The sequence below is a fragment of the Clavibacter quasicaliforniensis genome, from assembly GCF_051201715.1.
In the GTDB taxonomy this organism is placed as follows: domain Bacteria; phylum Actinomycetota; class Actinomycetes; order Actinomycetales; family Microbacteriaceae; genus Clavibacter; species Clavibacter seminis.
This window is the reverse complement of the sequence record NZ_CP139624.1, coordinates 1,085,991-1,107,723: the sequence shown is the minus strand read 5'-3', so window position 1 is coordinate 1,107,723 and position 21,733 is coordinate 1,085,991. Positions and strand designations below refer to the sequence as shown.

The window sequence follows — 21,733 nt, the reverse complement described above, 5'->3', positions numbered from 1 at the left end:
TCAGACCGCGCGCTTGCGGAGCTTGCGGCGCTCGCGCTCGGAGAGGCCGCCCCAGATGCCGAAGCGCTCGTCGTTCTCGAGCGCGTACTCGAGGCACTCGCTGCGCACCTCGCACGAGCCGCAGATCTTCTTGGCGTCGCGGGTGGATCCGCCCTTCTCGGGGAAGAACGCCTCGGGGTCGGTCTGAGCGCAGAGCGAGTCGGCCTGCCACGCGAGCGGGTTGCCGTCGTCGACGCTGCGGACGCCGGGGACCCCGAGTCGGACGGGATCGACGAACCAGTCGTCGGGGACTCCGGCGTGGTGCTCAGGTAGTGCCATGTCACGATCTCCCCACGCGGGCGGGGCGCCCGGCCGGCCCCAGCTCATCGTCATAATTACACCGGTGTAACTCGCTCGCGTCAAGCCGCGGAGCGTAAACCCTCAGCCGCTGCTCGAGGGTTGCGACGCGCCGCGACTCGCTGCCGGCGCTACGCCGTGGCGCCGGCCTGGCGGGCGTCCCAGGCGCTCGTGACCATGTCGTCCAGGGAGTGGCGCATGGCCCAGTCGATGTCGCGCGCGGCGAGCTCCCCCGAGGCCACGATGCGCGCCGGGTCGCCGGGGCGGCGGTCGCGCACGTCCGGCTCGAAGTCGATGCCCGTGGCCTGCGCGATGGCCGTCATGATCTCGCGGACGCTCACGCCCGCGCCGCTGCCGAGGCAGTACACGGGCTCGACCGGCTCGCCGGCCTCGAGCCGACGCGCGGCTGCGACGTGCGATGCCGCGAGGTCGACGACGTGGATGTAGTCGCGCACGCACGTGCCGTCCGGCGTCGGGTAGTCCCCGCCGTTGATCCGCGGCGTGCGGCCGTCGAGCAGCGCGTCGAAGACGAGCGGGAAGAGGTTGTGCGGGCTGGTGTCGAAGTAGCCCTCGTTGCCGGATCCCACGACGTTGAAGTAGCGGAGCGACGCGTGGCGGAGGCCCTTCGCGATCCCCTGGTCCCGGAGCAGCCACTCGCCGATGAGCTTCGACTCGCCGTACGGGGACTCGGGGGCCTTGGGCGTGCTCTCGTCGACCAGGTCGACGTCGGGCGTCCCGTACACGGCGGCGGACGACGAGAAGACGATGCTGTCGACGCCCGCGCGCTCCATCTCCTCGAGCAGCACGGCCGTCGCGGTCACGTTCTGCTCGTAGGTGTGCAGCGGGCGCTGGACGGAGACGCCCGCGTACTTGTAGCCGGCCACGTGCACGACGCCGCGGATGTCACCCGATCCGAGGACGCGCGCGAGCAGCTCGCGGTCGAGCACGGATCCCCGGTGGAAGGGGACGCCCTCGGGCACGAACGACGCGTGCCCGCTCGAGAGGTCGTCCAGGACGACCGTGTCGATGCCCGCCCGCGCGAACGCGGAGACGATGTGCGAACCGATGTAGCCGGCGCCGCCGGTGACCAACCATGTCATGCGGCAACCCTATCGACGGCGCTCCCGGCCTCGATCACGCGCCGTCGTCGACGGCGGCCGCGGGCGCCGGGGTGGTCGCGAGGAACGCCTCGCCCTCCCCCGTGACGACGAGCCGGCCCTCGTCGGGCGTGACGAAGACGGCGTCGCCGCGGCGGACCACGACGGACGAGACCTCGCCGCGGATGGTCACCTCGCCGGAGGTGCACAGCACGATGGCCGGCCCGTCGACCTCGACGACGCTCGCGCCGTCGTCCCCTCCTGCCGCGTCGCGCGTGGCCGGGGAGACGTGCGCCAGCAGGAAGTCGGGCACGTCGGGGCGGTACAGCTCGACGCCGGGCGCCGCGTGCTCGGGCTCGAGGTACGGGACGGGGAGCGCCTGGAACTCGAGCACGTCGAGGAGCTCGGGCACGTCCACGTGCTTCGGCGTGAGGCCGCCGCGCAGCACGTTGTCGGACGCCGCCATGAGCTCGATCCCGAGCCCGTGCAGGTAGGCGTGGATGTTGCCCGCCGGCAGGTAGAGGGCCTCGCCGCGGCGGAGCGTCACGCGGTTGAGGAGGAGCGAGGTGACGATGCCGGGGTCGCCCGGGTACGCCTCCGCCAGCTCCCGCACGGTGCGCATCTCGGTCGAGAACTCGCGGCACTGCCGGTCGGAGGCGAGGCTGGCGAGCAGGGTGACGCGGTCGACGAGGCGGCGCACCTCGGATCCGCCGCCCATCAGGAAGGCGAACACATCGCGCAGCACGTCCGCCTCGGAGCCGGTCAGGCGCGACAGCACGGTGCGGATCACGGCCGGGTCCGAGTCGGGCCCCGACGCGTCGAGCGTGAGCAGCAGCGTGAAGACGTCGCGCACCTCCGCGAGCGGCCGGAAGCCGCAGAGCGCGTGGAACTCGTCGCTGAGGGCGAAGATCAGCTCGGGCTTGTGCAGCGGGTCCTTGTAGTTGCGCTGCGGCGCGTCGATCGGGATGCCGCGGTCCTCCTCGTCGCGGAAGCCGAGGCGCGCCCGATGCAGGTCCGGGTGGGCCTGCAGCGAGAGCGGGCCGTCGGCGGCGAGCACCTTGAGGAGGAACGGGAGGCCGGGGCCGTCGCCCGGGCGGAGGCCCCGGGCGAGCGGGCCGAGCGTGGTGGCGGGGTCGCTGCGGATCCACCCGGCCAGCGTCGTCGCGCCGCCCGTCGCAGCCGGGTCGACCACGCGCGTGGGCGAGCCGTCGTGCGCCCCGAGCCAGAGCTCCGCCTCCGGGCCGCCGGACGCCTCGCGGCCGAGCAGCTCGGCGATGGCGGTGCGGGAGCCCCAGGCGTAGTCGCGTGGGGTGTTGGCGAGGGCAGTGAACACGTCGGGATCCTGTCGGGCTTGGCGGCTACCTACAACGCCCGAGGGCGCGCGTCCTGTCCGGACGCGACCAAAGTACCAACCGATGGGGACGCCGCCCGGACGCCGACCTAGGCTCGGCCGCAGGCGCCCGTCCCCGAGGGCGCCGACGAACCGCAACGGAGCATCGTGTCCCTCACCCCCCTCATCGGCGACTTCTACGGCTACGAGACCCGGCTCGGCGACCGGGAGAAGGAGTCCCTCGCCGACCTGCGCGCCTACCTCGAGGCCGAGGTCAAGCCGCACGTCAACGGGCTCTGGGCCCGCGCCGAGTTCCCCCGCCACGTCGTCGCCGGCCTCGCCGAGCGCGGCCTCTTCGGCATGCCGTTCCCCGAGACGCGCCCGTTCGAGAACTCGGCCGTCTACCGCGGCTGGGCCGCGCTGGAGCTCGGCCGCGTCGACGCGAGCATCGCGACCCTGGTCGGCATGCAGAGCGGGCTCGTGATGGGCAGCGTCGCCGTCGCCGGATCCCCCGAGCAGCGCGCCGAGTGGCTGCCCCGCTTCGCGTCCGGGGAGATCCTCGGCTCCTTCGGCCTCACCGAGCCGCTGTCCGGATCCGACTCCGCCCGCGGCCTCCGCACGGTCGCCACGCGCCGCGGCGACGAGTGGAGCATCACGGGATCCAAGCGCTGGATCGGCAACGGCACCATCAGCGACGTCACCGTCATCTGGGCCAAGGACGCCGACGACGGCCAGGTCAAGGGCTTCCTCGTCCCGAACGACTCCCCCGGCTTCCGCGCCACGCGGATCGAGGACAAGCAGGCGCTGCGCATCGTGCAGAACGCGGACATCGAGCTCGACGGCGTCATCGTGCCCGAGCGGAACCGCCTCCAGAACGGCACGTCGTTCGCGGACACGGCCGCGGTGCTGCGCCTCACGCGCGCCGAGGTGGCGTGGGCCGCCATCGGGATCTCCATCGGCGCGTACGAGGCGGCGGTCGCCTACACGGGCGAGCGGGAGCAGTTCGGCAAGCCGCTCGGCGCGCACCAGCTCATCCAGGACCTCCTCGTCCGCAGCCTCGGCAACATCACGGCGTCGATCGGGCTGGTGACGCGCGCGTCCGAGATGGTCGACGAGGGCACGCAGTCCGACGAGCACTCCGCCCTCGCCAAGGCGTACGCCACCAGCCGGATGCGCGAGACCGTCGCCTGGTGCCGCGAGGCGTTCGGCGGCAACGGCATCGTGCTCGACTACGACGTGGCCCGCTTCTTCGCCGACGCCGAGGCGATCTACTCCTACGAGGGCACCCGCGAGATGAACACGCTCATCGTCGGCCGCGCGATCACGGGGCACGCGGCCTTCGTCTGATGGACAGCGGGGGCGCGTGGAGCGCCGGCGCACGGGGCCCCGGCGCCGCCGCTCCCCTCAGGCGGCGGGACCCGGGCCTCGGGCCGGATACCCTGATGGGCATGCCCACCGCCAGCCGCCGAGCCCTCCGGAGCTTCGCGACCTTCGTCCTCGTCACCACGTTCGCCGGTGACATGTGGCGCGACAGCCTCAGCTGGTGGGGCTTCGGGGCGATCGCGCTCGCCGTGCTGGTCACGTCCATCACGCTGCTCGCGCGCTCGCGCCCCCTCCCGCGCGTGCGCGTGCTGCCGATCCCGCTGCTCGCGTTCACGGGCATCGCGGTGCTCTCCATCGCGTGGTCGCAGTACCGGCCGGAATCGGCCCTCGGCGTGCTCATCCAGCTGTCGACGTCCATCGCGGCGCTGACGCTCGTGGTCCTGCTGTCGTGGTCCGAGATCGTGCAGTGCCTCGGACGCGCGTTCCGCATCATCCTCGGGCTGTCGCTCGCCTTCGAGCTGTTCGTCGCCGTCGTGGTGCGCGGGCCGGTCATGCCGTTCTTCACCGACTACGGGCCCCGCGCACCCGCCGCGTTCGCGTGGACCCGCGGGGAGCTCCTCAGCGGCGGCCGCATCCAGGGCGTCGTCGGCAACGCGAACCTGCTCGCCATGGTCGCGCTGCTCGGCCTCATCGTCTTCTCGCTGCAGTACGCGGCGCGCACGGTCCGCCGCCGCGACGCCGGGATCTGGATCCTCGTCGCCCTCCTCACCCTGACCCTCACCGGCAGCTCCACGGTCCTGGTCGCGCTCATCATGACCGGCATCGTCGCCGCCCTCGCGCTCGTCGCCCGACGCGTCGGCATCCGCGGCCGCCTCGTGCTGGCGGGCGGCGTCGCCGTGGCCGCCGTGGTCGGCGCGGGCATCGTCGCCACGCGCACGGCCGAGGTGTTCGAGCTCCTCGGCCGCTCCCCCGACCTCACCGGCCGGTTCCAGATCTGGGAGTCGGTGCTGGGCCTCGCGCAGCAGCATCCCGTCGTCGGCTGGGGCTGGATCGGCTACTGGGCGCCCTGGGTGCACCCCTTCCAGGGCCTCGCCGTCCGCAGCGGCGTCACCTACCTGCAGGCGCACGACGCGTACCTCGACGTCCTGCTGCAGGTGGGGGCGATCGGCCTCCTGGCCTTCGCCGCCTTCGTCGTCACCACCTACGTGCGCTCCTGGTGGGCCGCCATCGACCGCCCGCAGCACCGCCGCGACCGCGTCGAGCCGTACTCCACCCTCGCGCTCGCGCCGCTCCTGCTCATGACCGCGCTGGTCGTGCAGAGCCTCGCGGAGAGCCGGCTGCTGTACGAGGGCAACTGGCTGCTGCTCGTCGTCATCGCGATCGCCACGAAGTCCGGCATGGTCGCGCGCGAGGACGTCCCGGGTCCCGACGATGCGCGTCGCCGTGCCGGCCGGCCCGAGACCGCGCCGGTCCCCGCGGTCGCACCGTCTCACCACACGGACCCCTCGATCCCCGCGGCCGTCCCCTCCGCCTCCGCGCCCGCCGCCGCCGACCCCCGCGTCGCCTGATCCGCGCGGCCGCCCGGTGCCCCGCCGACCGCCCGTGATGGCCGACGCATGACCCGTCCCGCCCGACTGCCGCTCCCCGAGCGCCTGCCCGACCTGCTCGGGTCGGCGCGCTTCTCGGCCGCGCTCACCCACTGCATCCTCGGCACGGCGATCCTGTCGCACGCGCTCAGGTCCACCGTGGGCTGGGCCGGGCTCATCGCGATCGTCACCGCGCTCGTGGCCATGGCCGCGGGATCCCTCGCGGCGAAGCGCGGCGACTGGGAGTGGCGGGGCCTCCTGCCCATCTCGCTGCTCGTCCTGGTGGGCTGGTGCGCGGCGACGCTCCTCTGGACGGCGTACCAGCCGGACGCGGTCGGCGGCGTGCTCTACCTCGCCGCGTCCGCGTTCCTCGCGGTGTACGTCGGCGTCGTCCGCGACCTGATCCAGATCGTGCGCGCGGCCGGGGACGTGCTGCGGCTGGTGCTGGTGTCGTCCCTCGCCCTCGAGGTGCTCGCCGGGCTGCTCATCGACGGCCCCATCCCGTTCCTCGGCATCCGCGGCGCCCTCGAGCGCCTCGGCCCCATCCAGGGGCTGCTCGGCGAGCGCAACGCCCTCGGGATCGTGGCCCTGGTCGCCGCCGTGACCTTCGCGGTGGAGCTCATGACCCGGTCCGTCTCGCGCGGCCGCGGCGTCTTCTCGCTGGTCGTCGCGCTCCTCGTCGCGTCGCTCACGCGGTCGTCGGTGATCCTCGGCACGTTCCTCGTGCTCGCCGTCGCCGCCCTCGCGATCCTCGGCCTCCGCCACCTCGCGCGGCAGGCTCGGCCCCTGGCCAACAGCGCGGTCCTCGTGCTCGCCGCAGGTGTCGCGGTGCTGGTCGTGGCCTTCCGCTCCCCCGTGCTGCAGGTGCTGCAGGCGCGGCCCGACTACCTCCAGCGCGTCGCGCTCTGGCGGGAGATGCTGCGCCTCATCGACCTCAACACCATCGAGGGCTGGGGCTTCGTCGGCTTCTGGCGCCGGGACGCGTACCCGTACGCGGCCCTCGACCTCGTCAGCCGAGGCGCGCAGGAGACCGGGCGGAACGCCTACCTCGACCTCTACCTGCAGGCCGGGCTCGTCGGGCTCGCGCTGTTCGCGGCGTTCTGCGCCCTCGCGCTCGGCCGGTCCTGGGTGCTGGCGACCACCAAGCGCGGCATCGGGTACGTCTGGACGGCCCTGGTGCTCGTCGTCCTCGTGGTCGCGTCGCTCGCCGAGAGCGTCACGATCGTGGAGTGGGGCTGGCTCCTGCTCGTGATCTGCGCCGTCAAGGCCGCGCAGGGCCGCAGCTGGCGGCACGGGCTCCCGGAGCAGCACCGACCCGGGTGATGCCTGGGCCGCGGCCGGGCGTCGGGATCAGCGCACCGCCTCGTCGCGCGGCCTGCGGAACGAGAAGAACTTGTGGCCGGTGTAGCTCGCCACGGTGATGACGATGGTCACGAGCACCTGCGCGACGATCGGCTGGAGCGGCGTCGTCTCCACGACCAGCGGCAGCAGGAGCATGTTCGCGAACAGGGGCATGAGGTTCACCAGCGTGTAGCGGGAGAAGTCCGGGAGCAGGTTGCCGCTCACCCGGAAGACGAGCTTGCGGTGCAGGGTGAACGCGATGGGGAGCTGCACCCCCCACGCGATGACGAGCACGAGCGTGTAGGGGATCGAGTGGCCCCACAGCAGGTAGAAGAGCGCGAACCACGCCGTGCCGAGCACGGTGTTGAAGCCGCCGACCAGCAGGAACGCGACGCGCTCGTCCTTGATCAGCCGGAGCAGGATCCCCGGGGGCGGGGTCTCCTCGCGGGGGCCGTCGACGTCGTGCGCGTGCTGTTCCATGGGCTCTCCTCGCCGCGCCGGGCGCTCGAGCGGGCAGCCGGCGGGCCGCGCCGTGTTCGTCCGGTGCGGCCCCACTGTATCCGGTGGGCCCTCCGTGCCCGCCGCTCCACCGGCTGGCGCGCGGGCGGCGGGCTCGGCGGGACGCGGGTCAGTACGCGGCGCCCACCGGGATGCGGGCCAGCGCCGCGGCGCCCATCGTGGTGATGGTGGGCGACGACGTGCCCGCGAGGGCGACGAGCTTCGCCCAGCTCGAGACCGGCCGGGCCTGTCCGCCCTGCAGGACGTACACGCTGGCGTCGGCCGCGCTCTTCACGAGCACCGACCCGTTCACGGTGCCCCCCGTCGCGTCGAGGTTGCGGCAGGTGGTGGGCACGAGGTCCGTCACGGGGAGGCCCGTCGACCCGGGGTTCGCCAGGGCGACGATGCCGCCCTGGGTGGCGAGGTACGACGTGCCACCGCAGCGCACCAGCAGCGACAGGTTCGCCGCGGATCGGGCGTAGCCGTCGAGGGTGCCCTGGGTCACGGTGCCGTAGGCCTGGCCGAGGCCGAGCTCGCGCGTGACGGCGAAGTCCGGCACGCCCACCTTGCGGTTCAGGCCGTCGACGACGTAGACGTCCGCGCTGTTCGCCGACTTCACGAGCGTGCCGGGCTCCAGCGCCACGTGGCCCGTGGAGTACCGAGCACCGATCTGGGAGCGCATCTGCGCGACGAAGGCGGACGCGCCGCCGTTGAGCGCCACGAGCGCCGACCAGCTGGACACCGGGTACTTGACGCCGCTGTCGAGGAGGTACGCAGTTCCGTCGCCCGGCAGCGTGAAGAACGCGCTCATCGCGCCGGCCTGCGGGACCGCACGGAGCTGGCCCGGGTCGAGCGGCACGGCGGCCGAGCAGCTGTAGCCGTACGACGCGACCAGGTCGCAGGAGGAGAACGCGTGCTGCCTGTCGCCCTGCACCAGGCTGATCGTGCCGTCGGAGGGGTCGCGCACGAGCTCGGATGCGGGGACTCCCGTGGCGAGCGCGTCGAGGTACGAGCGGCCGACCGTGCTGATCCCGCCGAGCGCCGAGAGGGTCTGGTAGACGGCGAAGTCGGTGACCGGATGCTTCTGGCCGCCGCTGACGAGGTAGACGCTGTCGTCGGTCGCCACCTTGACGAACGAGGACACGGGTCCGTCGCTCGTGCTGCCGAACCAGTCGGTGTAGAGGCGCCAGAAGTTGCGGTTGCCGTACGAGGAGCACGAGTCGCCGCTGCCGTAGAGGTTGTTCAGCGCGGCGGCGTTGGGCTGGTACGGCGTGTAGATGTAGAGGCCCGCCGTGGCCTGGTTGCGGATGGTGACCTGCGAGGATCCGCAGTCCGCGTTCGGGTGCCACAGGATGCGGTTGCTGCGCCCGGCCTGGTAGTTCCAGCGCGTCGGCGTGGACTGGTACACCTTGAACTGGTGCGCCGCGTTGTAGACCTGGTTGAAGAAGCCGTAGTAGAGGGAGTCGCACGCGGCCGTGTCCGGGCAGCCGTAGCCCGTGGCGCTGCGGAACTGGCGGTCGGTCGGCGTGCTGTCGGTGACGAGGCCCTGCTCCTTCTCCAGGAGCACGAGGAGCGCGGCCTGGCTGACCCCGCACGCGCGGCCGACCCAGTAGACGATGTCGGCACCGCTGAGGCGCGACGCCTGGAGGCTCGAGCAGCGGCTGTCCGCCGCGCGCGCGGGCGTGCTCTCCACGTAGCTCTTGAGGCACACGTAGCCCGAGGCGCAGCTCGGGACGCGCGCCTGCAGGAACGACTGGATGTCACCCTGCGACATCGCGTCGCCGTCGTAGAACTTGGCGTCGCTGATGATCATGCCGGGGTCGAAGTCCGCGCCGGACGCCGCCTGCGCGGGATCGGCGGATCCGCCTATGGTGCCCGTGCCGACGAGCCCGACGCCGAGGGCGACGGCCCAGACGGCGAGGCAGGCGATCAGCCGCGAGCGTCGGCGTGCGCGCCGGACGTGGTCCACCCCTTTGTCGAACAAATGCGTCCCCCTGCGTCCCCGTGCCGTGAGATGCGATTCTCACACACGAAGGGGCGTCCGCCGCACCGTGGTGCGGATCGGACGCCCCTCGGCGCTCAGCGGATGGCGGATCCGCGGTCGGCTACTTCTTCCGGCGGCCGGCAGGCGACTGGTCGACGCCGAACGTGCGGGCCCAGGTCTCCGGGCTCGTGACCGTGGGCAGGGCCGCGCGGTACGCGGCCTTGAGCTGCGGCCAGCGGGCGAGGATGCGCCAGCGGAGCACGATGCTCGTCCACAGCATGCGGCGGAAGAGCACGGGATCCCGGCGGTGCAGGAGCGCCGCCGACCCCTCCGCGTTGGAGACGAGCACGCTGTCGAAGGAGGGGACGACCCACCAGCGGGCGTCCTCGAACGCCAGGTGCGCCTCCGGGCCGCGGGTCGCGGCCTGGCTGAGCGGGGAGAACGCGTGGCGGACCACGGTGCGGGCCAGCCACACCATGCGGGCGATGCCCGCGGGTGCTCCTCCCCCGCGTCGACGCTGCGGCTTGTCCGGCGCGACGATGTCGGGCAGGGCGGCGCGGTCCTTGATCGGGACGCCGTCCGTGAACCCCTGCGCCAGCTCGCGGGTGCGGGCCAGGCGCGTCACCATGTCCTCGTGCAGGCCGCGCGGCCCGCGGAGGATGTTCCGGTACGCCTCATGGCGGGCGGCGAGCGCGAAGTACTGCATCGACACCAGGTGCCGGACGTCCGTGGCGAGGTTGGCCGTGAGGAACCGGCCCCCGCGCTCGTACGGCGAGTGCAGCAGCGCCGCGATGAGGCGGTTGCGCGCGTGGAAGAAGGCCTGCCAGTCCTGCGAGTCGTCCTTGTCGACCCACGAGACGTGCCAGACGGCGGCTCCCGGGAGCGTGACGGTCGGCACGCCGACCTCCTTGGCGCGCAGCGCGTACTCGGCGTCGTCCCACTTGATGAAGACGGGCAGCGACAGGCCGACCTGCTTGATCGTGGAGACGGGGATGAGGCACATCCACCAGCCGTTGTACTCGGCGTCGACGCGGCGGTGCATCCACCTGGTCTGGCGGAGGTTCGACGCGCTGAAGTCGTGGCGCGTGGGCGTGACGGGACCCCACATGAAGTTCCACATGTCGAAGCCCTCGGCGTACGCGTGGAGCTTGCTCTTGTCGTACATGTCGAACATGTGGCCGCCGACGATCGTGGGCGTCCTGGCGTAGTCCGCGAACTTCACGGCACGGCGGATGCTCTCCGGCTCGAGCGTGATGTCGTCGTCCATGACGAGGACGTAGTCGCTCGCGCCCTCCTTCAGCGTCTCGTACATGCCGCGGGAGAAGCCGCCGGATCCGCCGAGGTTGGCCTGGTCGATGACGCGGAGCTTCTCGCCGAGCAGCTCCTGCGCCCGCGGGAACGCCGGCTGGTCCGCCACCTTCTGGGTGCCCTGGTCGGTGACGTACACGTGGTCGAGGAGCGCCGCCACGTCCGGCTTCTCGCCGATGTCGGTGAGGAGCTTGACGCAGTACTCGGCGCGGTTGAGCGTGGTGATGGCGATGCTCACCGATCCGGCGGCGCCCGCGGTGGGGGCGGATCCGGCCGGGGCGTACCAGCCCGCCTCGACGAGCGCGAAGTCGGCCTCCTCGCCCATCAGGTCGAACCAGTACCAGCCGCCGTCCGCGAAGTACGTGAACGGGAGCTCGAAGCGGGAGGTGGTGGATCCGGTGACGGCCGCGCCGTCGACCTTCTGGATCACGCCGCGCGCGTTCGAGCGGTAGACGATGACCTGGCCCTCGCCGCTCGTCTCGACCTCGAGCACGACGCCGTCGAGCGTGGTGCTCGCGCGCCAGTACGAGGCGGGGAACGCGTTGAAGTAGGTGCCGAACGACACCTTCCTGCGGTGGGGCACCTGGAAGCCGCGGTCGCCGCGGATGGCGCTGATGATGCCCATGTCGCTGAGGCGGACGACGGCGTTGTGCGTGTCCGAGTCGACCACGCGCAGCGGCGAGCGCCGGCGCTTCTCGGGCGCGACCGGGATGCTCGTCCAGTAGTCCGCGTCCACGTACAGCGGGACGATGTCCGGGTCGTGCTCGGACGGCAGGATGACGCGCTGGATGAGGTCGAGACCGGCGGGTGCGCCCGCGAGGTCGGCGGCCATCAGGAGGCGTCCTTCGCGAGGACGGGCTTGAGCTTGTTCTCGTACATCGAGAGCGCCGCGCCGATCGCCATGTGCATGTCGAGGTACTGGTAGGTGCCGAGGCGGCCGCCGAAGAAGACGCCCTCCTCCTGCTTGGCGAGCTCGCGGTACTTCAGCAGGCCCTCGCGGTCGGCCGCGGTGTTCACCGGGTAGTACGGCTCGTCCTCGCCCTCGGCGAAGCGCGAGTACTCGCGCATGATGACCGTCTTGTCCGCCGGGGCGTCGCGCTCCGGGTGGAAGTGGCGGAACTCGTGGATGCGCGTGAACGGCACGTCGGAGTCTGCGTAGTTCATGACGGGGGTGCCCTGGAAGTCGCCGACCGGGAGCACCTCGCGCTCGAAGTCGAGCGTGCGCCACGACAGCGCGCCCTCCGAGTAGTCGAAGTAGCGGTCGATGGCGCCCGTGTAGACGACGGGGACCTTCCCGACGACCGATGCCCGGTTGACCTCCTGGGTCTCGTCGAAGAAGTCGGTCTCGAGGCGGACCTCGATGTTCGGGTGGTCGGCCATGCGCTCGAGCCACGCGGTGTAGCCCTCGACGGGCAGGCCCTCGTGCGTGTCGTTGAAGTAGCGGTTGTCGTACGTGTAGCGCACCGGCAGGCGGCTGATGACCTCGGCCGGCAGGTCCGTGGGATCCGTCTGCCACTGCTTCGCCGTGTAGTCGCGGATGAACGCCTCGTAGAGGGGGCGCCCGATGAGGGAGATGCCCTTCTCCTCGAGGTTCTTCGCCTCGCCGGCGTCGAGCTCGGACGCCTGCTCGGCGATGAGGTCGCGGGCGGCCTGCGGCCCGTGCGCGGAGCGGAAGAACTGGTTGATGGTGCCGAGGTTGATCGGCAGCGGGAACACCTCTCCCTCGTGCTCCGTGTAGACGCGGTGCACGTAGGGCGTGAAGTCCGTGAAGCGGTTGACGTACTGCCACACGGTCTCGTTCGACGTGTGGAACAGGTGCGCTCCGTAGCGGTGCACCTCGATGCCGGTCTCCGGGTCCTTCTCGCTGTACGCGTTGCCGCCGATGTGGTCGCGGCGGTCGATGACGAGGACCTTGAGGCCCAGCTCCTCGGCGACGCGCTCCGCGATCGTGAGTCCGAAGAAACCGGACCCGACCACTACGAGATCAGGGCTCATGGCACATTCCTTTGCTGGGGTGGCGCCCGACGGGCGCTCGACGGGACTGGTCAAGGGTAACGGGGGGATCAGGCGCGGGCCTGCGGGACCGTCCGGTCGCGCGTGATCAGGCGACGGTACAGCCCGCGGCGCACGGCCTCGGGGATGAGGCGGTAGCTGCCGCGCACGAGCACGTTGCGCAGGGCCTGCGAGAGGGAGGTGAAGCGGCGGCGGCGGAACTCGCGCTGCAGGCGGAGCTCGGCACGCAGCTGAGCGACGCCGCCGCGACGGGCGTACGCGCCCGCGCTCACGCGGTACATGACGAGCGGATCCGGGAGGTTCTCCACGCGCGCGCCCGACTGGATCATGCGCGCGAAGAGGTAGTAGTCCTCCATCAGCCCGAGCGGCAGGTAGCCGCCCGCCCGCTTCACCGCCTGGCGCCGGTACACGACGGTGGGGTGGTTGAACGGGTCGTGGAAGCGCGCGTAGCGGGAGATGGCGTCGGCGCCGACCGGCGGGGTGCGGCGACCGGCGATGGTGCCGACCTCGTCCGCGAACTCGTACATGCCGGTGCCCACCAGGTCGAGGCCGTCGGAGATGAGGGCGAGCTGGCGGGCGAAGCGCTCGGGGAGGCTGATGTCGTCGGCGTCCATCCGGGCCACGACGTCGTGCGCGCAGGCCTCGAGCCCGCGCTCGAGCGCGTAGGCGAGACCCATGTTGCGCGCGAGCTCGACCGTGACGACGGGGACGGGCGACGCCTCCGCGAGCTCCGCCATGGTGCGCGCGAGCTCCGCGGACACCGGTCCGTCGCGGACGACGACCACCTCGTCCGGCCGGAGCGTCTGGTCGTCGACGCTGCTGCGGAACGCCCGACGGAGGAAGTCGGGACGGTCGCCGCGGTACACGGGGAGGAGGAGCGAGAAGGCCTCGGTGGGCACGGGTCCTCCATCATGTTCCGTGCTGCGTGCGCAGCGGGGCCGTCGGTGCCTGACGGGCGGCCGGGCGGGCCGCGGCGCGTCGAGCACCAGAGTCTACCGGGAGCCCGGCGGGGATCCCGGCGGCTGTGCGGCCCGGCGGACGGGCGCCGGACGGCGGGCCGCCGATGCCGGACGATGCGGTGCGGGAGCGCTCAGGAGCGACCGGCACCCGCCTCGATGCGGCGCACGCCCTCGGTGATGCCGCCGAGGCCGGCGAGGACCTCCGCGGCCGGGCGGGGACGGCGTCCCAGGCCCTGGCGGATCCCGTCGACCAGGCCGCGGATCAGCAGCGGCCGATCCGCGGAGCGCGCGATCGTCCGCGCCCAGCCGACGAGCGCCGCGCCCGCGTACAGCACGCGCTCCGCGGGCGCGAGCGCGCGGGAGAGCCGCAGCATCCAGATCTTGTTGCGCACCTCGAAGACGAAGCGCGCGCCGGGATCCACGTCGGTCGACCCGAACGTGCGGGTGCGGTGCTCGACCGTGCTGCCGTGCACGAGGTACCCGCGTCCCCGGCGCAGCAGGCGCGCCGAGTACTCGAAGTCGTCGTTCCAGAGGAAGTAGTCGGCCATCGGCAGCCCGTGGGCGCGGATGGCGTCGACCTCGATCATCATCGACACGAAGGACGCCGTGCGGACGGGCGTGCAGCCGTGCCGTGCGGCGCGCGCGACGCTGCCGCGGCTCGCCGACGGCCTGGTCCGCGGGGTGTTCATGGGGTGCGGGCGGCCGTCCGTCCAGCGCACGGCGGACGCGAGGACGACCGTGCCGCGCGGGGCGGCGGCGCGCGCCCGCAGCAGCTCCTCGAGCGCGGGGGGATCCGGGACGGTGTCGTCGTCCATCAGCCACACCAGCTCCGCGTCGTGGGCCGAGAGAGCGCGCTCGATGCCCGCGGTGAACCCGCCGGCGCCACCGGTGTTCGTCGGCAGCGTCGTGAGCGCGACCTCCGGGAACCGCTCGCGGATGACGTCCGCCGATCCGTCCGTCGACGCGTTGTCGATGACGACCACGTCGTGCAGCGGCACCGTCTGCGCGGACAGCGCAGCCAGCGTCTCGACGACGAGCTCCCGCCGGTTCCAGGCGACGACGACCGCGACGACGCGCGGCGGCAGCCCGGTCATCGTGCGGTCACCCGGCGGCGGCGCACGACGAGGCGGCCGATCGCCCACGCCGCGGTGAGGAGGATCACGAGGGCGGCGGACACGACCTGCACCTGCCAGCCCGGGCTCCAGAACGACACCGTGACGGTCTTGCCGACGTCCGCCGCGGAGACGTCCACGCCGAGCAGGAAGCCGTCGACGGGCTTCGCGCGCAGCTCGGCGCCAGACACCTGGTAGCCCGGCCACGGGATGAGCGCGAGGGCGACCGTGCCGCCGTCCGCCGGGGCGGCGTCGACGCGGAAGGTGGATCCCATCGGGTCGTCGTGCAGCAGCGTCACCCGCGTGCCGTCCGACGACCACGCGACGCCGCCCGCGCCCTTCAGCGGGGTGTCGCGGACTATCGTGCGCGTGGTGGGCGTGTCCTCGACGACGCTCCAACCGGACGGGACGTCCTCCCAGTCGCTGCGCGCGACGGTCTTCGCCGGGTCGCTCCCCCGCTGGGCCTTGATCACCTGGACGGTGCTCGCGCCGATGAGGTCGACCAGGTCGACGCCGGTGTCGGATCCCTTCACCGGCTGGAACAGGCGCTCGTACAGGGCGCCGCAGGTGAGCCCGTTGAACTGCATGCAGACCTTGTTGCCGTAGCCCGGGTAGTAGACGGAGGAGTACGCGTTCTGGACCGGCTTGCCCGTGACGTACCAGGAGTTGCCGAGGAGGGTCTCCGCGTAGTCGGTGGTCTGCGGGAACCCGACCACGAGGATGTCGCCCTCCGCGCGCGGGAGCTGCGTGCTGTAGGCGCTGACGTCCGCGGGGAGGTCGTACGTCTCGAGAGGCGACTTGGGCGAGCGGTAGTGCTGCGGCACGAGGAGCGCGACTGTGCCCACGATCGCGACGACGGCCATGGCGGCGGACCGGGACCTGCCCGTGGCGCGGGCGCGGTCGGCGACGCGGCCGAGCACGGCGGGCCCTCGACGCGGTCGCCAGCCGACGGCCAGCCCGTAGACGAGGAGGACGAGCGCGCCGACGAGCACCACGGCCACGATCGCGGGCTTGAGCGCGCGCGGATCCTGCGTCAGGAGCAGGGCGCCGTTGACGGCGACGATGGCCCACGCGGCGTAGAGGTGCCGACGCGTGAGCACGCGGCGCATGCTGCGCGAGAAGCCGAGCGCCAGGACGACGAGGATGACGGTCGTGAGGTACGGGACGATGCGCACGGGATAGCGGAGCGGCCCGATCTCCGACGGGGCGAGCACGCCCGCGATCGCCGCGACGCCGATGATGAGCATCGACGGACGCCGGACGAGGAGCGCCCAGAGCCGGCGCCAGTCGATGAGCACGAGCAGCGGGACGAGCCAGGAGATGTAGGTGATGGGGGCGCCCGGGATGGTGCCGTTGTAGTAGTCCATGAACGGGCTGCCCATGGGCATCCCCGAGATGGCCAGGTCGCTGAGGTCGACCGTGAGGAAGCCGTCGTTGCCGATCGAGTTGGAGCGCCCGGACACGGAGGAGGTGAGCACCCCGGGCAGGTGCACCAGGATCGCGAAGAGCCCGGCGATCACCGAGAGCCCGAGGGCCCGCAGCACCTCAGGACGACGGCGGCGGATGAGCGCCTCGACGAGCAGCGCGCCGAGCGCCGCCGCCAGCATGAGCGTGGCGGCCGCGTAGCCGATGCCCACCACGGTGACGGCCGCGAGGACGGCCCCCACGGGGTTGGCGCGGGCCCGCACGACGCGTCGCGACAGCCCGACGGCGAGCGGCCAGAACGCCCAGGCCATGAGGCCGTTGACCCAGGAGGCGGCGTCGAAGTAGAGGGTGAAGCCGGCCAGCGGGACGGCCGTGGCCACGACCGCGGCCCAGGGGCGGGTCACGCCGTACGCGCGCGCCAGCACGTAGAGGCCCGCGGACGCGATGGCGAGGCACACGAGCTTGACGGTGGTCGAGTACAGGGCCGCGTTCGACATGAGCTGCGAGCCGAGGCCGACGGCCCAGAGGAACGGGCTGTAGATGCCCCACGCGCCCTCGGCCTGGTAGTTGCCGGACTGCCACACGGTCGGGTTCAGCAGGGACCAGTTGCCGTCGAGGATCCGCCGGCCGATCTCGAACCACTGGCCGTAGGCGCCTGCCTCGGTGTCGTTCACGAAGTAGTAGCCCGTGAAGAAGAGGATCGGGATGATCGCGCCGACCACCGTGGCGGCGACGGCGGCGGTCGGCCACAGGAGCTTGCTGCGCATGGGGAGAGGAATCCGTTCGTCGTGTGCCGCCCGGGCCGGCTGGGTCGGCGCGGGCGGGACTCACCCTAACGCCTGGCTCCTCCCGGCCCCGTGAGCACACCCGGTGCGCACCGCGGCCTCCCGGGTCGCGGGCGGGCGCCGTGAGAGGATGGCCCCCGTCCGCACGCGCACCGCGGTCGCCCACGGTCTCCGTCGCACGTCGCACGATGACGTGCACCGGGTGGGCCTCGACCCGGGCGCGCCCCCTCCTGCCTCGCCGAAGGAGAGCCACGTGCCCCCACGCGTCTCGATCGTCATCCCCGCATACAACAACGCCGACTACCTCGCCGAGACGGTCGACTCCGTGCTGGCGCAGACGTTCACCGACTTCGAGGTCGTGATCGCGGACCACTCCTCCACCGACGGGACGTGGGACGTCATGCAGCGCTACGCCGACGAGCCGCGCGTCCGCCTGCTCCGCACCGAGGCGGGCGGCGGGGCCCTCCGCAACTGGAACCGCGTGAGCCAGGAGGCAAGCGGCGAGCTCATCAAGCTGGTCTGCGGCGACGACCTCCTCTACCCCACCATCCTCGAACGCCAGGTGGCCGAGCTCGACGCCTCGCCGTCCGTCGTCCTCGTCGCCTCCCCGCGGGACATCGTCGACGCGGACAGCCGTCCGATCGTGCGCGACCACGGCGTCTCCGGATCCCGCATCGCCATCTCGGGCGCCGCTGCCGTCCGCCGCACCATCCGCTCGGGCACCAACGTCTTCGGCGAGCCGGGTTGCGTGCTCATGCGCCGGGCCGACCTCGAGGCCGTGGGCTGGTGGGACTCGCGCTGGCCGTACCTGATCGACGAGACCACGTACGCGAAGGTGCTGCTCCGCGGCGACTTCGCGTCCGTCGGCCCGAAGGCCCTCGCGGGGTTCCGCATCTCCGACTCGCAGTGGAGCGTGCGCCTCGCGGGCGAGCAGGCCAGCGCCGCGGCGGGCTTCCACCGCTGGGTGCTCGAGGCGCACCCCGGCGTCGTCAGCAGGGCCGACGTCCGGCTCGGCGACATGATGGCCCGGGCCAAGGCGCTCTCCCGCCGACTCGTGTACCTCTACCTCGGACGGCGCATGTCGCGCTCGGCCGGGAGCGCCGCGTGACCGCCGTCGGACCGCGCGACGCGGTCGAGGACGTGCTGCCCCCCGACCACTCCGTCTCCGTCGTCATCCCCGTGTACCAGGGGGAGCTGACGCTCGAGGCGCTGATCGCGGAGATCCAGCCCTTCACGGTCCCGCAGATCACCCGCGACGGCCACAGCTACGCCGTCACCGAGGTGCTCCTCGTCTTCGACAACGGGCGCGACGGATCCCCCCGCGTCCTCCGCGAGCTCAAGCGCCTGCATCCCTTCGTCCGACCCATCTGGCTGAGCCGCAACTTCGGGCAGCACGCCGCCACGCTCGCGGGCATGGCCTCGTCGGGCGGGGACTGGATCGTCACGCTGGACGAGGACGGCCAGCACGACCCGGGATTCATCCCGGACATGCTCGACGTCGCCATGCGCGACCTCGCGTCGGTCGTGTACGCGAAGCCCACGAACACGCCGTCGCACGGCCTCCTGCGCAACGTCGCCTCGCGCGGCGCCAAGGTCGTCCTCAACGCCATGTCCTCCGACCAGGACGCCGAGCAGTTCCAGAGCTACCGGCTCGTGCTCGGCTCCGTCGGCCGCAGCGTCGCCGCCTACGCGGGGTCCGGCGTGTACCTCGACATCGCGCTCGGCTGGGTCGCCAACCGCATCTCGACGTGCGACATCACCCTCCGCGACGAGGGCGAGCGGCAGTCCGGCTACTCGCCGCGCCGCCTCTTCTCGCACTTCTGGCGGATGGTGCTCTCCAGCGGCACCCGGGGCCTGCGCGCCGTGAGCGTCCTCGGGGCGCTCTTCCTCGTGGTCGCGCTGATCTTCGTGATCGTCATCGTCGTCAGCCGCCTCACCGACAACTCGGTGCCGGCGGGCTGGGCGTCGACCATCGTCACGATCCTCGCGTCGAGCGGCATCATCCTGTTCTCCCTCGGGATCATCGCGGAGTACGTCGGCGTCTCGGTCGGCATGGCGCAGGGCCGGCCCGCGTACCTGATCGTGCGCGACCCCCTGGACGGCCCGCACGGCCGTCCGCCGCGCGGGCACGTATGACGGCCGCCGTCCCGGTCTGGGTCATCGGCGCGCGCGGCCTCCTCGGCGCGTCCCTGCTCGACGCCCTGACGGCGGATCCCCGCTGGGCGCCCGTCGACGCCGAGTCCCTGCCCTGGTCGACCGCGGACGAGGGCGTCATCCGGCAGGCCGCGCGCACCGAGGCGGAGCGGCTCCTCGCGGCGGGCCGCGGGGCCGGTCGCTGGGCCGTCATGTGGTGCGCGGGCGCCGCGGTCACCGGCAGCACGCGCGCGCAGCTGGATCACGAGCTCGGGCAGCTCGAGGCCGTGCTGGACGAGATCGCCCTGGCCGCCTCGGCCGACCCGGCACCCGGCGGCGCCCTCTTCTACTCGTCGTCCGCGGGCGGCGTGTACGCGGGCGCGGCGAGCCCGCCGTTCACGGAGGCGACGGAGCCCCGGCCGCTCGCGCCCTACGGGGAGGCGAAGCTCCGCGCGGAGGGCCTCGTGCGCGCGTTCGGCGAGCGCGCCGGCGTGCGGACGCTGATCGGGCGCATCGCGAACCTGTACGGGCCGCGCCAGGCCGTCGGCAAGCCGCAGGGCCTCATCACGCAGCTGGCCCGGGCGAACCTCTCCCCCACCCCGGCCTCGATCTACGTGCCGCTCGAGACGGTGCGCGACTACCTCTACGCCGACGACTGCGCCGGCCTCGTGCGCGACGCGACCGCGCGCCTGCTCGGCCTGCCTGCGGACACCCACGTGGTGAAGATCCTGGCGTCCGGGCAGCCGGTCACCATCAGCGCGCTCCTCGGGCACTTCACGGCGCTCGGCAAGTCGCGGCCGCACGTGATGCTCGGCCTGTCGCCCCTCGCCGGCTACCAGGCGGTGGACCTCCGCCTCGAGAGCGTCGTGTGGCCGGACCTCGACGAGCGCGACACGATGCCGCTGCCCGCCGGGATCCACATCACGGCGCAGGCCCTCATCTCGGGGCTGCAGTCCGGCGAGCTCACCGCCCGCTGACGCGAGACGCGCTGACGCGAGAGGACCCGGCCGCTACGCGTCGAGCAGCGTGACGAGGTAGCGCCCGTACCCGCTCTTGATGAGCGGACGCGCGAGCTCCTCGAGGGCGTCGCGGTCGATCCAGCCGGCGCGGTACGCGATCTCCTCGATGCAGCCGATCTTGAAGCCCTGGCGGTCCTCGATGACCTTCACGTACTCGGAGGCCTGCATCATGCTCTCGAACGTGCCGGTGTCGAGCCACGCGGTGCCGCGGTCGAGCACCTGCACGTGGAGGCGGCCGGCCTGGAGGTAGTGGTCGTTGACGGCGGTGATCTCGAGCTCGCCGCGCTCGCTGGGCTGGATGCCCTTGGCGATCTCGACCACGTCGTTGTCGAAGAAGTAGAGGCCGGGCACCGCGTAGGCGCTCTTCGGCTGCGCGGGCTTCTCCTCGATGGAGACGGCCGTGAAGTCCTCGTCGAACTCGACGACGCCGTAGGCCGTCGGATCCGCCACGTGGTACGCGAAGATCAGCGCGCCGTCGATCTCGGTGTTCTTCCGCAGGCTCGTGCCGAGGCCGGCGCCGTGGAAGATGTTGTCGCCGAGGACGAGCGCGACCGAGTCGTCGCCGATGAACTCCTCGCCGATGACGAAGGCCTGCGCGAGGCCGTCGGGCGAGGGCTGCACGGCGTACTCGATGCGCATGCCGAGGTGCGAGCCGTCGCCGAGCAGGGCCCGGAACTGGTCGTTGTACTCGGGCGTCGTGATGATGAGCACCTCGCGGATGTCCGCCATCATCAGGGTCGACAGGGGGTAGTAGATCATCGGCTTGTCGTAGATCGGCATCAGCTGCTTGCTGATGCCCTTCGTGATCGGCCAGAGCCGGGTGCCGGATCCACCGGCCAGGATGATGCCCTTCATGGGTCAGCTCACCTTCTGCGAGTCGTGGAAGGCGCGCATGTCCGACCAGGTGGGGAGGAGTCCGGCGGCCGCCGCCTCGGCGAGCGTCGGGGCCTCGAGGTCCTTCGGGGAGAGGAGCGCCTCGCCGGCCTCCTCGGGGAACACGAGGCCGAGCTCGGGGTCGAGCGGCGTGATCCCGTGCTCGGCGCCCGGGTTGTAGACGTCGCTCACGAGGTACGTGACGGCCGCGTCGTCGGTGAGCGCGACGAAGCAGTGGCCGAGGCCCTCGGAGATGTAGACGGCCTTGTGCGTCTCGGTGTCGAGCCGCACGCTGTCCCACCTCCCGAAGGTCGGGGATCCGACGCGGATGTCGATGACGAAGTCGAGCACGGCGCCGGAGACGGCCTTCACGTACTTGGCCTGGCCGCGCGGCACGTCGGCGAAGTGCACGCCGCGGACGACGCCGCGCTTCGAGACGCTCATGTTGGCCTGGCGCAGGTCCAGCCGGTGGCCGACGACCCGCTCGAGCTCGTCGAACCGGTACCACTCGAGGAACACGCCCCGGTCGTCGGTGCGCTGGACGGGGGTGATCTCGTAGCCGTCGGGCACGGCGAGCTCTCGGATCTGCACGGGTCGGAGTCTAGCAACGG

At 72.3% G+C, this 21,733-nt stretch carries 18 protein-coding genes; 6 read left to right on the top strand and 12 right to left on the bottom strand.

Annotation, left to right across the window (positions count from 1 at the left end; translation table 11 throughout):
* From NL142_RS05335 to manA, 3 genes are all read right to left on the bottom strand, one after another.
* Entirely contained in the window at window positions 1-318 is a 318-nt protein-coding gene (locus NL142_RS05335) for a WhiB family transcriptional regulator (protein WP_435081250.1), read from the bottom strand.
* 149 nt (window positions 319-467) lie between these two features.
* Window positions 468-1,436, bottom strand: a complete 969-nt coding sequence (gene galE, locus NL142_RS05330; RefSeq protein WP_435081249.1) for a UDP-glucose 4-epimerase GalE — start codon at window positions 1,434-1,436, stop codon at window positions 468-470.
* Between the two features lie 34 nt (window positions 1,437-1,470).
* Window positions 1,471-2,766: a mannose-6-phosphate isomerase, class I gene (manA, locus tag NL142_RS05325; RefSeq protein WP_435081248.1), complete on the bottom strand. Its 1,296-nt coding sequence runs from the start codon at window positions 2,764-2,766 to the stop codon at window positions 1,471-1,473.
* Between the two features lie 165 nt (window positions 2,767-2,931).
* Here manA and NL142_RS05320 point away from each other — a divergent pair, with 165 nt between their 5' ends.
* The 3 genes from NL142_RS05320 to NL142_RS05310 all read left to right on the top strand — a co-directional run bounded on the left by NL142_RS05320 (window position 2,932) and on the right by NL142_RS05310 (window position 6,995).
* Complete coding sequence (locus NL142_RS05320) at window positions 2,932-4,110, top strand: acyl-CoA dehydrogenase family protein (RefSeq protein WP_086507126.1); 1,179 nt, start codon at window positions 2,932-2,934, stop codon at window positions 4,108-4,110.
* A 101-nt stretch (window positions 4,111-4,211) separates the two neighbouring features.
* Window positions 4,212-5,654 (top strand): O-antigen ligase family protein, encoded by a 1,443-nt coding sequence (locus tag NL142_RS05315; protein ID WP_435081247.1) that lies wholly within the window; start codon window positions 4,212-4,214, stop codon window positions 5,652-5,654.
* 48 nt (window positions 5,655-5,702) lie between these two features.
* Window positions 5,703-6,995 (top strand): O-antigen ligase family protein, encoded by a 1,293-nt coding sequence (locus tag NL142_RS05310; protein WP_435081246.1) that lies wholly within the window; start codon window positions 5,703-5,705, stop codon window positions 6,993-6,995.
* A 27-nt stretch (window positions 6,996-7,022) separates the two neighbouring features.
* Here NL142_RS05310 and NL142_RS05305 read toward each other — a convergent pair whose 3' ends face one another.
* The 7 genes from NL142_RS05305 to NL142_RS05275 all read right to left on the bottom strand — a co-directional run bounded on the left by NL142_RS05305 (window position 7,023) and on the right by NL142_RS05275 (window position 17,079).
* Window positions 7,023-7,493, bottom strand: a complete 471-nt coding sequence (locus NL142_RS05305) for a GtrA family protein (RefSeq protein ID WP_435081245.1) — start codon at window positions 7,491-7,493, stop codon at window positions 7,023-7,025.
* Window positions 7,494-7,641: 148 nt separating this feature from the next.
* Window positions 7,642-9,480 (bottom strand): hypothetical protein, encoded by a 1,839-nt coding sequence (locus tag NL142_RS05300; RefSeq protein WP_194683037.1) that lies wholly within the window; start codon window positions 9,478-9,480, stop codon window positions 7,642-7,644.
* Between the two features lie 136 nt (window positions 9,481-9,616).
* Complete coding sequence (locus tag NL142_RS05295; protein ID WP_435081244.1) at window positions 9,617-11,635, bottom strand: glycosyltransferase; 2,019 nt, start codon at window positions 11,633-11,635, stop codon at window positions 9,617-9,619.
* Window positions 11,635-12,798 (bottom strand): UDP-galactopyranose mutase, encoded by a 1,164-nt coding sequence (gene glf / locus NL142_RS05290; protein WP_435081243.1) that lies wholly within the window; start codon window positions 12,796-12,798, stop codon window positions 11,635-11,637. The genes NL142_RS05295 and glf overlap by 1 nt, the downstream gene beginning before the upstream one ends.
* A gap of 68 nt (window positions 12,799-12,866) precedes the next feature.
* Window positions 12,867-13,715, bottom strand: coding sequence for a glycosyltransferase (locus NL142_RS05285; protein WP_194683040.1), 849 nt, complete (start codon window positions 13,713-13,715; stop codon window positions 12,867-12,869).
* Window positions 13,716-13,906: 191 nt separating this feature from the next.
* Window positions 13,907-14,869 (bottom strand): glycosyltransferase, encoded by a 963-nt coding sequence (locus NL142_RS05280; protein WP_435081242.1) that lies wholly within the window; start codon window positions 14,867-14,869, stop codon window positions 13,907-13,909.
* Entirely contained in the window at window positions 14,866-17,079 is a 2,214-nt protein-coding gene (locus NL142_RS05275) for a hypothetical protein (RefSeq protein ID WP_435081241.1), read from the bottom strand. Before NL142_RS05275 ends, NL142_RS05280 begins: the two co-directional genes overlap by 4 nt.
* A 271-nt stretch (window positions 17,080-17,350) precedes the next feature.
* Here NL142_RS05275 and NL142_RS05270 point away from each other — a divergent pair, with 271 nt between their 5' ends.
* The 3 genes from NL142_RS05270 to NL142_RS05260 are packed head-to-tail and all read left to right on the top strand — an operon-like array spanning window position 17,351 to window position 20,207.
* The gene (locus NL142_RS05270) at window positions 17,351-18,205 is read left to right on the top strand and encodes a glycosyltransferase family 2 protein (protein WP_194683043.1); all 855 of its coding nucleotides are present in this window, start codon (window positions 17,351-17,353) and stop codon (window positions 18,203-18,205) included.
* Window positions 18,202-19,233, top strand: a complete 1,032-nt coding sequence (locus NL142_RS05265; protein WP_435081240.1) for a glycosyltransferase — start codon at window positions 18,202-18,204, stop codon at window positions 19,231-19,233. Before NL142_RS05270 ends, NL142_RS05265 begins: the two co-directional genes overlap by 4 nt.
* Window positions 19,230-20,207, top strand: a complete 978-nt coding sequence (locus NL142_RS05260; protein ID WP_435081239.1) for an NAD-dependent epimerase/dehydratase family protein — start codon at window positions 19,230-19,232, stop codon at window positions 20,205-20,207. The genes NL142_RS05265 and NL142_RS05260 overlap by 4 nt, the downstream gene beginning before the upstream one ends.
* Window positions 20,208-20,240: 33 nt before the next feature.
* Here the strand turns inward: NL142_RS05260 and rfbA are convergent, their stop codons facing one another.
* Together rfbA and NL142_RS05250 are read right to left on the bottom strand one after the other, a co-directional pair.
* A complete protein-coding gene (rfbA, locus tag NL142_RS05255) occupies window positions 20,241-21,104 on the bottom strand; it encodes a glucose-1-phosphate thymidylyltransferase RfbA (protein WP_086520766.1) in 864 nt (287 codons plus the stop codon).
* A 3-nt stretch (window positions 21,105-21,107) separates the two neighbouring features.
* The gene (locus tag NL142_RS05250) at window positions 21,108-21,713 is read right to left on the bottom strand and encodes a dTDP-4-dehydrorhamnose 3,5-epimerase family protein (protein WP_194683046.1); all 606 of its coding nucleotides are present in this window, start codon (window positions 21,711-21,713) and stop codon (window positions 21,108-21,110) included.
* Window positions 21,714-21,733 lie beyond the last annotated feature (20 nt).